Genomic DNA, 13,859 nt, shown 5'->3' with positions numbered 1-13,859 from the left:
ATCCATTCTTCCCTCTCCTTCCGACATTCGGGATATTCGCAACATGAGCATCAAGGTTTTGAAGTCGCTGGCCGCGTTCGCCCTCGGCGCCGCCGTATTCACCCAGCCCGCGCTGGCGCAGGACAAGCCGCTGAAGGTTGGCGTCACCGCCGGCCCGCACGCCCAGATCTTCGACGTGGTCAAGCAGGAAGCCGCCAAGCAGGGGCTGAACGTCCAGGTGATCGAATTCACCGACTACGTGCAGCCGAACGTCGCGCTGGCATCCGGTGACCTGGACATGAACAGCTATCAGCACCAGCCCTACCTGGACAACGCCAACGCCGACCGTGGCTACAAGCTGGTCAGCATCGCCAAGACCGTGATTTTCCCGATCGGCATCTACAGCAAGAAGATCAAGTCGCTGGCGGAGTTGAAGGACGGCGCCCGCATCGCGCTGCCGAACGATCCCACCAACGGCGGCCGCGCCCTGTTGCTGCTGCAGGCCAATGGCCTGATCAAGCTGCGTCCGGAAGCGGGCCTGAAGGCCACGCCGATCGACGTCATCGAGAACCCGAAGAAGCTGCGCTTCATCGAACTGGACGCCGCCCAACTGCCGCGTTCGCTGGACGACACCGACGCCTCGGCCGTGAACACCAACTTCGCGCTGGAAGCCGGCCTGAATCCGGCCACCGACGCGATTGCCCAGGAGTCGCCCGACTCGCCCTACGCCAACGTGCTGGTGGTGCGTGAAAAGGACAAGGACCGTCCCGAATTCGCCAAGCTGGTCAGCATCTACCACAGCCCGGCGGTCAAGCAGTTCATCGAGACCAAGTTCAAGGGCGCGGTGGTCGCTGCCTGGTAAGCCGGAAGCGTCACCCTCATAACAGGACGGCCGCGCGAGCGGCCGTTTTGCATTGGGGCAGGGGCGAGCGCGCCGTCATTTTTTTGACAAGGCTGGCGAAATCAGCCATAATTTCGGGCTTCAGTCGGGCTGATAGCTCAGTCGGTAGAGCAGCGGACTTTTAATCCGTTGGTCGCGAGTTCGAGTCTCGCTCAGCCCACCACTCATTTCTGGTTCAGCGCTTGCTGGATCTCTGATGTGCAAATTGCAGATCTGCAAAAATGCAGATGTGCGACGAAAGCCCCTGGTTTCGCAACCAGGGGCTTTTTGTTTGTGGCGAAGGAGCGGGCGGGGCGTGGGCCCACATACGGGCACTGAGTACGTTGTGCGCCACCTATATGGGCCGAGGCGAGAGCTCGAGCGTTGACCCAACCGTGATCCAAAAGGCTGATCAAAACCGCTGATCAAAACCGCAGATCAAAGCGGCAGCAGCGCCGTTGCCTCGATCTCCACCAGCATGCCATCGAGCGCCAGCCGCGGCACCGGGATCAAGGTGCAAGCGGGCGCCAGGTGGATGCCCCAGCGCGACTTGATCTCGTTGGAGAACAGCGCCAGGCGCTCCTGGCTGTGGTCGACCACCAGCACCGTCAGCTTGGCGACGTCGAACAGGGTGGCGCCGGCCGCTTGCAAGGCAGTCTGGACGTTGTCCAGCGCCTGGCGCACTTGGGCGAGGAAATCGGGGGAGAGTTCGCCCCGACTGTTTTCGCCGCCCTGGCCGGCGGCGAACACCAGCCGGGCGGGCGTGTCGGCCACGGCCACGTGCGAGTAGCCATTGGGGCGAGGGTCATACAGGCCAGGCGGATTGATGAAGGCGAGCGAGGACAGGGCGGGGGTGATGCGGGACGACATGCGGGGCTCCGTGGACAAACCGTATTGATGAAGCCGCAGTATCGAACCTCAACCGCGGTTGAGGTCAAGGGATCGGTCGCCGCCATCACCTGTCGGCCGTGCCGACGGATCAGGACAGGGGGCGCGGCGGCATCGCCGACAGATCGGCCAGGCTCAGGCCGCAGCCGCGCGCGCGTTCGGCCAGGGTGGCGCTTTGCTCCAGCGCCCGCTGGCTTTCGATCAGCAGCACGTCGAGCTGTTCATCCAGCGACGAGGCCATGGCCCAGGCCCGCTCGGCGAACTCGACCGAGAAGGCGTCGACACAGGTCTTGCAGATGGCGGCGCCGTTGCGTTCCAGCAGCGGGGCGCCTTGGGCCAGCGTCGAGAGGCAGAATTGACAGGCGAGGGCGCGGCTCATGCGTCGTGGGCTCGTGGTCGGATGAAGGCCGGCCGCGGCGCTGCCGCGGGGCCTGACCTACGGACAACGGCCGATCGGGCGGAGTCTTAAGCCCCGGGCCCCGCGGCCCGGCCCGGAACCGCGTTCAGTTCACCATGGCCGGCCGCAGCGGCATCGCAATTGCCTGGGGCGTGACGTCGATCACCGTTTCGACCGGCAGCTTGAAGAACGCGGCGGTGGCCGCCAGGCGTTTGGCCTGTTCTTCCAGCGAGGCGGCGGCGGCAGCGGCCTGTTCGACCAGGGCGGCGTTCTGCTGGGTGACGTCGTCCATCTGCGTCACGGCGCCGTTGATCTGGTCGATGCCGGTGGCCTGTTCGGTCGAAGCTTCGGTGATTTCCGCCATGATCTGCGTAACGCGCTGCACCGAGGTCACGATCTCCTGCATGGTGTCGCCGGCGGCGCGCACCTGCTCGGCGCCGCTGGCGACGTTGCCGGATGACTGTTCGATCAGGTCCTTCACTTCGCGCGCCGCCTGGGCGCTGCGCTGCGCCAGGGTGCGCACTTCGCCGGCGACCACCGCGAATCCCTTGCCCTGTTCGCCGGCGCGGGCGGCTTCGACCGCCGCGTTCAGGGCCAGGATGTTGGTCTGGAAGGCGATGCCATCGATCACCGAGACGATTTCCGCGATGCGGCGCGAGCTTTCCGAGATACGGTCCATGGTCGTCACCACCTGGCCCACGGCCTCGCCGCCGCGCAGGGCGATGCTGCGGCTCTCGGCCGCCAGGGTATTGGCCTGATGGGCGTGTTCGGTGTTCTGCTTGACCGTCGTGGCCAGTTCCTCCATGGATGCGGCGGTTTGTTCCAAGGAGGCGGCCTGTTCCTCGGTGCGCGCCGACAGGTTGGTGTTGCCCGAGGCGATCTCGGCGGCGCCGGTGTTGATCTCGGTGACGCTGCGGCGCACTTCGCTGACGGTGCGCGTGAGGCTTTCCTGCATGCGCTTGAGCGCCGTGAACAGGATGCCGATCTCGTTGTCGCTGTTCACCGCGACCCGCTGGGTCAGGTCGCCGGAGGCGATGCGGTCGAAATGCACGGCGGCGTCCTTCAGCGGTTGCAGCACCTGGCGGCCGATGAAGCGCCAGCAGCCCAGCGCCAGTACCGCGGCCAGTGCCAGCATGACGATGGCGGACAGTTGGGCCCGTTCGTAGCGCAGGTCGGAGGCGGTGTTGATGGAGGCGCTGCGGCGCTCGGTGTGTTCGAGGAAGGCGGTCACGCGCTCGGCAAAGCGGGCGTCGGCGCTCCGGGTGTCCGCCACGGCGCTTGCATAGCCCTCGGCGGATTGCTTCTGCAAGGCCTGCTCCAGTGTCTGGATGCTGCCGACGTAGGCGTTGAAGACGCTGTCCAGTTCGCTCGCCAGCTTCGTGCCCGCGGCGGTGGCCTTGGACACGCGCTGGTACACCGCGAAGCGCTTGCGCGCCTCCTGCAGCGCCTGATTGGCCTGGTCGATGCTGGCCTGGGCCTGGCTGCCCTTGCCGGAAACGATGTCCAGGTACGCCGCCACCAGGGTCAGGCGACTGCGCAACAGCAATGTCTGCGCTTCATACAGCGGCCGGGTCTGTTCGGCGGCGACCGAGTTCAGGTCGTCGACCGCGCGATCGGCGGCCTTGGCGTACAGCCACCCCATGCCGGTGGCGACCGCCAGCGCCAGGACGAAGAGGGCCAGCACGGCCAGCAGACCGGTGCGTATCTTCAGATTCTTCAGCATGGTGGGCTCCTGTGTATGACGCGGGCGACCTGGCGAACCGGGCACCCTGAAAACCGGAGCCAATGTAAATTTGAATTACAAATCTAACAATTAATTATTTTTCACCCGGGCATTCTGCTTTCGGCAATGCCTGGGTCAGGGGCCGTCAGGGGGTGTCGCTGCGGATGAAGCGCAGGAAGCGGTGGGCGGCGTCCGACAGCGGGCGCGAAGCGTGGGTCTGGAACTGGAGCTGGCCGGCGTTGAGCAGTGCGTCGTTGATTGGACGGCAGATGAGGCGGCCGGCTTCGAGCTGGTCGGCGGCGGTCAGGCGGGCGCACAGGGTGATGGCGTCGCCCATGAGGACGTAGTGATAGGCCGCATCCGGCAGGTTTGAGGTAAAGGCCGGCGACAGCGTGATGTTATACAGGCTGCAGGCCATTTCCAGCACTTGCCGCAGGGCGCTGCCGCTATCGGGCAGGGCCAGCGGATAAGCGGACAGTTGGGTGATGTGCAGCGAGTCGCAGGCGGCCAGCGGATGGCCCGGGCGCATGACCGCGACGATTTCGGCCGGGTGCGAATGGATGACGGCGATGTCCTTTTCCGCCGCGTGGCTGTAGGTGACGCCAATGTCGGCCTGGGCCGAGCGGACGCGCTCGGCCACCAGACCGGCATCCAGGATATGAAGGTGAAACCGGATGGACGGGTGTTCGGCCTGGAACGCCGCGAACTTGCGCGGCAGGGCATAGGCGGCGAAGCCGGGCGCGCCAGCGATTTTCACGGTCTGGATATAACGGCCGTTCTGGCTGTCGATTTCGGCATAGGTGCGCGCGGCGTCGGCCTCGACGCGGCGCGCATGGTCGGCCAGGATGCGGCCGACTTCGGTGACCCGCATGCCTTTGGGGTGGCGCTCGAACAGCTGATTCTGCAGGCGCTGTTCCAGGCCGGCGATCTGCCGGCTGACGGCCGAACTGACGACGTTGAGGCGCGCGGCGGCGCCATTGACGGAACCTGTGTCGACGACGGTGAGAAAGTAACGAAGCGCGGTGCTGTCAAATTGGAATCGCTTCATTGGTATGAGTGCCGTAAATCGCAGTGTCGAGTCCGGGCGGCGGGCAAGCGCTACGGACAGCGCGGGCGGTGGCGGTCCGTGGGGGTGCCGCGCGCCGTGGCGTCTGGCGGACACTGCGATCAACAGTGTCGGACCATGGAAGCGGGCGCGGGTTGCGCCGCGGGCGGGACGGGAGCGCTTTCCGGAGGGTGTCGGGGCGCCGGAAGACCGATCCCGGGAGCCTGCGGGACAGGCGATGGGCCTGACGTGGAATTTAGTCCAGCAACACCTTTTGCCACAATCGCAAATTTCTCAATATTGCATTCTAATTTCAGCAATAACCCCGGATGCCGGACTTTGTGGCCGGATCGGGGAGGTGCGCCAAAAAAAAACGCGCCCGAAGGCGCGTCTGGAAGCGGGGAGAGTGGCGGTCCGGTTCAGTCCACCCGGAAACCGCCGGGGCCGGCCTGCCCCAGCAGTTCACGCGCGCATTGCACCGCTTCATGCGGCGTGGCCACGGCCAGGAAGGGCATGCCGAACGCGCGCGCCATCTTCTCGCCGCGCTTGCGGATCTGGGCGAGCGCGGCGCTATCGCGCTCGATCGCGATGAAAGCGCGGCAGCGAGCCTTCAGGCGCGGCATGTTGCTGGTCTGCCATTCGATCATGGCCTTGCGATCGTCATGGCTGGCTTGCTGGCGCATGTCCGGCACCACCATGACGAAGGTCTGTGGGTTGTCGACCAGCATTTCCATCTCGCGGATCCAGCTGGCGGCGTAACCGGCCGGCGCGCTGCCGTGCCGCGCGGTGACGATGGGGAATTGGGACAGGTCGTGGAAGAAAAACTGGTCGCGGTTCATTCGAATGCTCCAATGGAGGGGATGGGGGCGTCCTTGCGGCAGCCGCAGCCGCCGTAAAGCACCAGGCTGTAGGACTCCAGCGTGAAGCCGCTGTCCTTCGCGATCTTGCGAACCCGTTGCGCCATGGCGGTGTCGCTGGATTCCTGGATGCGGCCGCAGTGGCGGCAGACCAGGTGGTCGTGATGTCCCTTGTCGTTCAGCTCATACACGGTGGAATGCGAGTCGAGTTGAGTCCGTTTGAGCAGCCCGGCGTCCTCGAGTTGCGTGATGACGCGATAGACCGTGGCCAGGCCGATGCGGCTGTGCTCCGAGATGAGGTTGCGGTAGATATCCGCGGCGCTCAGGTGCTGGTCCGCGTGCTGGTGGAAGATGTCGAGGATCTTCAGGCGTGGGAAAGTGGCTTTGATGCCGGCCACGCGCAAGCGGGTATGGTCCATGATGATTCTCCGTGCCGGGGGCGATGCCTCAATGATGAGAATGATGTACATTTTCAAGAACGCCCGCTAACGCGAACCCGTCAACCTGTAGCTCGAACCTGCCAACCATGCCCGACCTGGCCGTGGTCCACCACGCCCTTCCCGGCGTTCTGCTGACGCCCTTCAGCATCCGGCACCCGCGGACGTCCAAAGGCATCGCCGTGCCTGACCATGCTCACGACGAGGGCATGCTGGTGCTGGTGCATGCCGGCCTGGTGCTGGTGCAGGCCGGCAGCCAGGTCTGGACGGTGCTGCCAGGCAGCCTCGGCTGGATTCCCCCGGGCGTGCAGCATGCCGCCCGCTGGTTCGGCGAGGCGCGCGGTTCGTTCCTGTACGTGCGGGCCGACGCCTGCGAGCGATTGCCGGATCACTGCCGTTCCTGGCCGTCGTCGCGCCTGATCGACGCCTTGATCGAGCGCTTCACCACCAGCCAGGCCGGTGAACTGTCGGAGGCCTATCTGGCGCAGCTGTTCGACGTGCTGCTGGCCGAGATCACGCAGCGCGATCACGCCCCGATGCTGCTGCCAATGCCGGACGATCCGCGCCTGCAGGACCTGGCCAATTCCCTGCTGGGCACGCCCGACGATCCATCGGGCATCGACGATTGGGCGCAACGCCTGAACATGTCGCCGCGGACCCTGATGCGCCGCTTCCGCCAGGAAACCGGCGTCACGCTGGGTCAGTGGCGCCAGCAGGCGCGGCTGTTGCGGGCGCTGGAGATGCTGTGCCGCGGCGACTCCGTGACCGAGGCGGCGCTGGCGGTAGGCTACGAAAGCACCAGCGCCTTCATCGGCAGTTTCCGCGGCGCCTTCGGCATGACCCCCACGCGCTACCTCGCCGGCCGCGAATAAGCGCGCGTCAGCGGACCGCCTCCGGCCGCCGGGATGCGCGCGAGGCAGGCGGGCAGGGCGCTGCCCCGTCGCGGTCCACCCTTTACGGATCTTCACGTTTTTCCGACAGATGTGCGGATCTTCGCGCGCGCCGCGTGCCTACCATGGCGTCAGGGTAGGACAGGGCTTCCCGTTCCGCCCGTCATGCATCAAGGGTGTTCCATGAATTGCCAACCATTGCTCGCCCCGCCGCAGGCTGGCGGCGGCGCCCCGCCGGCTCCGGCACTTGTCTTCGCCTCGATCCTGGCGCGCCTGCTGACGGCCACCCGCCGCGCCTGGCAGCTCGACGCCACGGCCGGAGCCACGCCATGACGGCGCCGCGCACCGCCGCGTTGCTGATCCACGGGCTGGGTGGCACCGAATTCGACATGGGGTCGCTGCACCGGGTGCTGGGGCGCGCGGGCGTGGACACTCATGGCGTGACGCTGCCCGGCCACGCGGGCCGCCCCGAAGATCTGTTGGACGTGCGGGTCGAGGATTGGATGGCGGTGGTCACCTGCCGCTACCGCGAGTTATGCACGCAGTACGAGCAGGTGCACGTCATCGGCATGTGCCTGGGCGCGTTGCTGGCGGTGGAACTGTGCAAGCGCGAGTCGCATAGCCGTGGCACGCTGGTGGCGCTGTCGGCGCCGGTGTTTCTGGATGGCTGGAGCACGCCTTGGTATCGCGCCTTGCGCCACCTGCTGTACCACGTTCCGGGCGTGCCGCGCCGCATTCGTGTCGAGGAAGAAGACCCCTACGGCGTCAAGAGTGAATTGGTGCGGGCGTTCATCAAGGCCGGTTTCGCGCGTGGCGACGGCTTTCATTACCAATGGGTGCCGCTGGCCTGCGTGCGCCAGGTCGACCGGCTGCGCCGCATGGTCAAGCGCGGGCTGGAACGTATGCGCTGTCCGGTCCTGGTGATGCACGCGATCGAGGACGAGCTGACCAGCCCGCGCTCGGCGCGGCTGCTGGGGGCGCGGATTCCCGGCGCGTCGGTGGTGTTGCTGCGCGACAGCTATCACATGATCTGCGTTGATCATGAGCGCGAACGCGTCATGCAGAACGTGTTGAGTTTCCTGGGCAAGGATCCTGGCATCGTGCGGCCGCGCCGGCGCGCCAGCGCGGCCCGCGCCTGTCGTGTCGGCGAGGAGGCGCCACGACAGGCCGAGGGCCTGCTGGCCGCCGCCCGCTAAGGACGGCGCCGCATCAGGCGGCGGCGGGCTGGTCGGGCTGGTTGGGGTGCGAGGGGCCTTGCGGGTCGTTTTCCGCATCGGGCCGTGGCGGCACCGGCGCCAGTCCCAGCGCCAGCCGCAGCCGTTGGCAATCCGGATTGGGCGAACCGTCGGGCTGCCAGATATCGAATTCGCGGCACGGCGTGGGGCGGTTTTCGTAGATGGCGCAATGGATCCCCGGCCGTCCCAACTGGCCGCGCAGTGCGACGCAGCGGCCGGCTCCCATCTCGGTGCCTTTCATGCAGGCCCGTAGCGGACTGATCTGCGTGACCAGTTCGAGCGGCACGTGGCCGCCGTTTTCCCCGGCCAATTCCCCGATATAGAACGACACCCGGAAATGCGAGCAACAGGCGCCGCAGTCCAGGCAGGGGTTGGCGGCGGGGTTGCTGTCGCCGGCCAGCAGGGCGGGCGATACCAGAGTCAGGGCGGCAGTCTCGAGCAGGGACATGGGGGTATCCGGATACCTGTCCAGCCCGGCATGACGCACAACGGGCTTGCATGTCGCAAGCCCGCCTGCTCGACCCGGGGCGCGCGAGGACAGGGCCGGCGCGGGATCAGGGGTGGAGATAGTAGCGGGATTCGCTATGCGGCCGCCATGCCTTTTTTCGGGGACGTTGCTGCGGTAGCATTTGACACCCGACAGCCGCCAGGACGCTTCCCATGACAGCCAATTCCGATTTCCCCGACGGCCTTGCCCGTTGCCGCTGGGTCGATACGTCCGCCGAATACATGGCGTACCACGATACCGAATGGGGGCGTCCGCAAGGCGATGACCGCGCTCTGTTCGAGCAGTTGTGTCTCGAAGGGTTCCAGTCGGGCCTGAGCTGGCGCACCATCCTGAACAAGCGCGAGGCATTCCGCCGTGGGTTCGCCGGGTTCGACCCGGCCAAGGTGGCGCGCTTCGGTGACAGGCAGGTCGAGACGTTGCTGGCCGACGCCGGCATCGTGCGGCATCGCGGCAAGATCGAAGCCGTCATCAACAACGCCGGGCGGGCGCTTGAAATGATCGCGCGTGAAGGCTCGCTGGGCGCGTTCTTCTGGCGTTTCGAAGCGCCGGCCGGGGAGCCTTCGACGCGCGGCGCGTCGACTTCGCCGCAGTCCGAGGCCTTGTCCAAGGCCCTCAAGAAGCTGGGCTGGAAGTTCGTTGGGCCGACGACGGTCTATGCGTTCATGCAGTCGGTAGGCATGGTCAACGACCATCATCCCGATTGCCATTGCCACCGCGCGAGCGAGCAGGCGCGCCAGGCGTTCCGCCGGCCAGCGTAGGGAGTCAGCGGGCCGCGCCCGGGAGGCAATAGCGGCCTTCGCGGTAGGCCCAGCTGGGCCACAGCGCGTGTGCCAGCGCCTCGCCGGCCAGGTCCGGGTCCAGCGGCACCGGGGCGTAGTCTTGCGGCGCGGTATAGCGGTACTGCACCGGCGGCTTGTTCGGCGCCATCACCAGCAGGTGGTCTTCCTTCAGGTAGCCATAGGTGTTGTCGTACTGCATGATGGCGCGGCCCGGCGTGCTGCGGGTCAGGTCGTGGCCGAGCATCGGATGTTCGGTGTCGACGCCGATCAGCGACAGCAGCGTCGGCGCCAGGTCGATCTGGCTGATCAGGCGGTCGTCGCGCCGCGCTTCGATGCCCGCGCCCAGGATCACCGCCGGAATATGGAAATGGCGCACCGGCACCAGGCTGGCGCCGAACACGCGCGAGTCATGGTCGGCGGCGATCAGGAACACCGTGTTTTCCCAATAGGGCGCGGCCTTGGCGCGTTCGAAGAAACGGCCCAGCGCCCAGTCGGCATAGCGCACGGTGTTCTCCACGGTGGCCGGGTTGCCTTCGGTCTGGATGCGCCCCGCCGGGTATTCCCAGGGCGAGTGGTTCGAGACGCTGAAGGCCAGCGTGAAGGTGGGTTGGTCGCCGTCTTCGCGCAGCAGCCGGTCGAGTTGGTTGAACATGTCTTCGTCCGAGGCGCCCCAGGTGCCGACGAAGGCCGGGTCGACGAAGTCCTCGCGGTCGACGATCTGCCTGAAGCCATTGCCCAGGAAGAAGCCCTTCATGTTGTCGAAGTGCGATTCGCCGCCATAGATGAAGCGCGAGTGATAACCGTGACGGCCCAGCAGGTCGGCCAGCGAGAAGAAGCCGCGCTGCGAGCGCGGCAGTTTCAGCACCGCCTGGGCCGGGGTCGGCAGGAAGCCGGTGACGACGGCCTCCAGGCCTCGCACCGAGCGTGTGCCCGTGGCATAGGCACGGGTGAAGGTCCAGGCGTCTCGTGCCAGGGCGTCGAGCTCGGGGGTCAGGTCCATGCCGCCCAGGCTGGCGCTGTATTGGGCGCCCAGGCTTTCCTCGAGAATGATGACCAGGTTGAGCGGGCGCGAGGTCTGGCGGCTGGCGGGCTGGCGATGCAGGCTGGGATGGTGCGCGTCGGGCGGGGGATAGGGCAGGCCGGCGCGCGCCAGGACGCGGCGGTGCATGTCGTCGTCGTCCATGTCGCCATAGACGGCGGAGGCCGACTTCTCGTTTTTCATGCTGTAGACGGCATAGAACACGTTGTACAGCGAGTTCAGCGCCAGGGTGTTGAGCATGCCATCGGAACTGTAGGCGACCGACGAGGGGTTGATCGGGCGGTGGCCGAGCGTGCCGCGGATCGCCAGGATCACCACGGCCAGGATCGCCAGGCTCGCCAGCGGCATTTGCCACCAGGCCAGCGGCGCGTCGGGCGCGGCGTGGCCGAACAGACTGTAAGCGCCCCAGCCGATCAGGCCCAGGGCGCCGAAACCGCCCAGCAGCGCGCCCTTGTAGCCGCGCCACAGCATGCCGGAAACCTCGCGCGGGTGTTTCAGGTATTCGACGAACAGCCGATTGGGACGGGTGTCGTATTCCAGGATGAATGGTGGCGTGGCGACTTCCAGGAAGGCCAGCAGGATGAAGGCGACCAGGTACCAGATGCCGGCGGCGGTGGCGGCGAACGGCAGGTGGCCGAACCAGGGCGACAGCACCGCCGGCAACGCCGCCAGCACGCCGATCTGGTGGGCGTCGATGCGCAGGCCGCCCAGCAGCAGGGGCGCGAGCCCGCCGGCATCGCGCACGCGCCGCCATTGCCAGGCGGCCAGGGCCAGTCGGCTAAGGGTCAGCAGGGCAAAGGCTGCCACCACGAAGATCAAGCTTGAATGCCGCATCGGGCCTCCTGGTAGTACTGCGGTTCCGCGCGCGGCGGCGGCGGGTCGATCGCCCCGCGCATTTGAACAGGGCCGGCGTCAAAAAAACGGTAGGAATCATGCCTTCCCGTCCGGCGAAGTCTCCGGCCGGGCCAGCCCGCTTTGTAACTTTTGCCGACCGGGCTCTCTGTGACACGGAAAAATCCGTACACATTATGAGGCCGGCAAGCTTAACCCGCCCGGCCCAGCGCGCTACCCTTGAGGGTAAATAGGGCCGGGGCAGCGGCGCGCCGGCGGCAACGGCAAGGATGATAACGATGACGCGCAGAACAAAAATAGTGGGCGGGATCGTGGGGGGGCTGGCCCTCCTGGTGGCGGTAGCGGTGGTGGTGATTGCCACGTTCGACTGGAATCGCGCCAGGCCGATGATCAATGAGCGCGTCAGCGCGGCCATCGGACGGCCCTTCGCCATCAACGGCGACCTGAGCGTCGCGTGGTCGCGGGAACCGGACCAGGGCGGATGGCGCGCCTGGGTGCCGTGGCCGCACATCGTGGCCAACGATATCCGCATCGGCAACACCGATTGGGCCAAGGCGCCGCAGTTCGCGACCCTCAAACGTGGCGAGTTCAGCCTGGCGCCGCTGCCCCTGCTGCGTCAGCGGGTGGTGATACGGCGGATCCAGTTGACCGAGCCGTCCGCTGACCTGGAGCGCCTGGCCGACGGCCGCGCCAATTGGGTCTTTACCCTGCCAGAGAGCGGCGAGCCATCCCCCTGGGTGTTGGATATCAATGAAATCGGCTTTGACAAGGGCCGCATTGGCCTGACCGACGCGATCCTGCAGGCCGATCTGACCGTGCAGGTCGATCCACTCGGCAAGCCGGTGCCGTTCGCCGACGTGGCCGGTGCGGCTTTCGCCGCGCAGGATGCGAAAGCCGCGCCGCGCGACTACGTTTTCGGCTGGAAGGTGGCGGGCAGGTACAAGGGCCTGCCCGCCAAGGGCGAGGGCAAGGTCGGCGGCATGCTGGCCCTGCAGGAGCCCCGGCAGCCGTTTCCGGTACAGGCCGAGGTGACGATCGGCGGCACCAGGGCGGCCGTGGCCGGCACCCTGACCGATCCGGTCAACCTGGGCGCGCTGGACCTGCGCCTGAGGCTGTCGGGCGGATCCATGGCGCAGTTGTATCCGCTGACCGGCGTGACGCTGCCGGACACGCCGCCGTATTCCACCGACGGCCATCTGGTGGCCAGGCTGCGCAACGCCGGCGGCGCGGTGTTCGACTACCGCGATTTCAACGGCCGCGTCGGCGACAGCGACCTGCATGGCGACGTGTCGTTCTCGTTGGCCGCGCCGCGTCCCCGGCTGACCGGCAAGCTGTCGTCCAGGCAACTGCGCATGGCCGATCTGGGGCCGTTGATCGGCGTGCAGTCCGGCAAGGCCACGCCGCCGCAGGACAAGGCCAAGGATGCGCCGGCCAAGCCGCCGGGCGGCAAGGTGCTGCCTACGCAGGCATTTCGCACCGACCGCTGGCGCGACATGGATGCCGATGTGGCGCTGGAGGCCGGCCGCATCGTGCATGACGCCAAGCTGCCGTTGTCCGACCTGTCGGTGCATCTGGTGCTGCAGGACGGCCAGCTGACGCTCGACCCGCTGCGTTTCGGTATGGCGGGCGGCAGCATGGCCGCGAGCGTGCGGCTCGACGGCGCCGACGCGCCGTTGACCGGCCGCGTCGAGATGCACGCGCGGCGCCTGCGCCTGAAGCAACTGTTCCCCGCTACCGAGGCCATGCAGAAGACACTGGGCGAGTTGAATGGCGATCTAGCGCTTTCCGGCACGGGCAATTCCGTGGCCGCGCTGCTCGGGTCGGCCAGCGGCGATGTGAAGATGCTGGTCAACGATGGCGTGATCAGCCGCAGCCTGATGGAGATTGCCGGGCTGAATGTGGGCAACTACGTCGTCTCCAAGCTGTTCGGCGACGACGAGGTCAAGATCAATTGCGGCGCCGCGGACCTGGAAATGAAGCGCGGCCTGATGACGCCGCGCGTGTTCGTGTTCGACACCGAGAATGCGCTGATCAACATCACCGGCACCGCCGACTTCAAGGACGAGAAGCTCGATCTGGATATCACGCCGGACAGCAAGGGGTTTCGCATCTTCTCGCTGCGGTCGCCGCTGTATGTGCGCGGCACCTTCGGCAAGCCGGACGTGGGCGTGCATGTGGGGCCGCTGGCGGCCCGCGGCGCGGGCATGGTGGCGCTGGGCGTGATCCTGACGCCGGCGGCGGGCCTGCTGGCGCTGATCGCGCCCAGCACCAGCGACGATAATTCCTGCGGCATGCTGCTCAAGCAGATGCGCACGCCGCCCAAGGCGCCAGCGCCCAAGGGCAGGTAGCG

General features: G+C 66.9%; 14 protein-coding genes and 1 tRNA gene. 7 read left to right on the top strand and 8 right to left on the bottom strand.

Annotation, left to right across the window (positions count from 1 at the left end):
- The first annotated feature begins 43 nt into the window (after positions 1–43).
- Both K2W61_RS04050 and K2W61_RS04045 read left to right on the top strand, forming a co-directional pair.
- Complete coding sequence (locus tag K2W61_RS04050; protein ID WP_175134796.1) at positions 44–841, top strand: MetQ/NlpA family ABC transporter substrate-binding protein; 798 nt, start codon at positions 44–46, stop codon at positions 839–841.
- Between the two features lie 126 nt (positions 842–967).
- Positions 968–1,043, top strand: a tRNA-Lys gene (locus K2W61_RS04045).
- A 254-nt stretch (positions 1,044–1,297) separates the two neighbouring features.
- On the opposite strand, the gene K2W61_RS04040 is transcribed toward K2W61_RS04045, so the two are convergent.
- From K2W61_RS04040 to K2W61_RS04015, 6 genes are all read right to left on the bottom strand, one after another.
- The gene (locus tag K2W61_RS04040) at positions 1,298–1,729 is read right to left on the bottom strand and encodes a RidA family protein (RefSeq protein WP_175134797.1); all 432 of its coding nucleotides are present in this window, start codon (positions 1,727–1,729) and stop codon (positions 1,298–1,300) included.
- A gap of 109 nt (positions 1,730–1,838) precedes the next feature.
- Positions 1,839–2,126 carry an MSHA biogenesis protein MshH gene (locus K2W61_RS04035; protein WP_175134798.1) on the bottom strand — a complete coding sequence of 96 codons (288 nt, stop codon included), beginning with the start codon at positions 2,124–2,126 and terminating at the stop codon, positions 1,839–1,841.
- A gap of 124 nt (positions 2,127–2,250) precedes the next feature.
- Positions 2,251–3,867: a methyl-accepting chemotaxis protein gene (locus tag K2W61_RS04030; protein ID WP_175134799.1), complete on the bottom strand. Its 1,617-nt coding sequence runs from the start codon at positions 3,865–3,867 to the stop codon at positions 2,251–2,253.
- A 145-nt stretch (positions 3,868–4,012) separates the two neighbouring features.
- Positions 4,013–4,915, bottom strand: coding sequence for a LysR family transcriptional regulator (locus K2W61_RS04025; protein ID WP_175134800.1), 903 nt, complete (start codon positions 4,913–4,915; stop codon positions 4,013–4,015).
- Positions 4,916–5,331: 416 nt separating this feature from the next.
- Positions 5,332–5,751: a hypothetical protein gene (locus K2W61_RS04020; RefSeq protein WP_175134801.1), complete on the bottom strand. Its 420-nt coding sequence runs from the start codon at positions 5,749–5,751 to the stop codon at positions 5,332–5,334.
- Positions 5,748–6,188, bottom strand: a complete 441-nt coding sequence (locus tag K2W61_RS04015) for a Fur family transcriptional regulator (RefSeq protein ID WP_175134802.1) — start codon at positions 6,186–6,188, stop codon at positions 5,748–5,750. Before K2W61_RS04015 ends, K2W61_RS04020 begins: the two co-directional genes overlap by 4 nt.
- 107 nt (positions 6,189–6,295) lie before the next feature.
- On the opposite strand from K2W61_RS04015, the gene K2W61_RS04010 reads away from it, so the two are divergent.
- The 3 genes from K2W61_RS04010 (at position 6,296) to K2W61_RS04000 (ending at position 8,292) form a co-directional block, all read left to right on the top strand.
- The gene (locus tag K2W61_RS04010) at positions 6,296–7,078 is read left to right on the top strand and encodes a helix-turn-helix transcriptional regulator (RefSeq protein WP_175134803.1); all 783 of its coding nucleotides are present in this window, start codon (positions 6,296–6,298) and stop codon (positions 7,076–7,078) included.
- A 201-nt stretch (positions 7,079–7,279) separates the two neighbouring features.
- Positions 7,280–7,429 (top strand): hypothetical protein, encoded by a 150-nt coding sequence (locus tag K2W61_RS04005; protein ID WP_175141792.1) that lies wholly within the window; start codon positions 7,280–7,282, stop codon positions 7,427–7,429.
- On the top strand, positions 7,426–8,292 hold the full coding sequence (locus tag K2W61_RS04000; RefSeq protein WP_236755100.1) for an alpha/beta hydrolase: 867 nt from the start codon (positions 7,426–7,428) through the stop codon (positions 8,290–8,292). The genes K2W61_RS04005 and K2W61_RS04000 overlap by 4 nt, the downstream gene beginning before the upstream one ends.
- A gap of 13 nt (positions 8,293–8,305) precedes the next feature.
- On the opposite strand, the gene K2W61_RS03995 is transcribed toward K2W61_RS04000, so the two are convergent.
- Entirely contained in the window at positions 8,306–8,779 is a 474-nt protein-coding gene (locus tag K2W61_RS03995; RefSeq protein ID WP_236755099.1) for a YkgJ family cysteine cluster protein, read from the bottom strand.
- 212 nt (positions 8,780–8,991) lie between these two features.
- Between K2W61_RS03995 and K2W61_RS03990 the strand changes: the two genes are divergently transcribed.
- Entirely contained in the window at positions 8,992–9,597 is a 606-nt protein-coding gene (locus K2W61_RS03990) for a DNA-3-methyladenine glycosylase I (protein ID WP_236755098.1), read from the top strand.
- A 4-nt stretch (positions 9,598–9,601) separates the two neighbouring features.
- Here the strand turns inward: K2W61_RS03990 and K2W61_RS03985 are convergent, their stop codons facing one another.
- Positions 9,602–11,491: an LTA synthase family protein gene (locus tag K2W61_RS03985; protein WP_236755097.1), complete on the bottom strand. Its 1,890-nt coding sequence runs from the start codon at positions 11,489–11,491 to the stop codon at positions 9,602–9,604.
- A 296-nt stretch (positions 11,492–11,787) separates the two neighbouring features.
- Between K2W61_RS03985 and K2W61_RS03980 the strand changes: the two genes are divergently transcribed.
- Positions 11,788–13,857 carry an AsmA family protein gene (locus K2W61_RS03980; protein ID WP_175134809.1) on the top strand — a complete coding sequence of 690 codons (2,070 nt, stop codon included), beginning with the start codon at positions 11,788–11,790 and terminating at the stop codon, positions 13,855–13,857.
- Positions 13,858–13,859: the final 2 nt, after the last annotated feature.

Origin of the sequence: Achromobacter pulmonis, from assembly GCF_021733725.1 — a bacterium.
GTDB classification, from domain to species: domain Bacteria; phylum Pseudomonadota; class Gammaproteobacteria; order Burkholderiales; family Burkholderiaceae_B; genus Achromobacter; species Achromobacter pulmonis.
The sequence above is the reverse complement of the archived record's forward strand: the minus strand, read 5'-3'. Positions and strand labels throughout refer to the sequence as shown.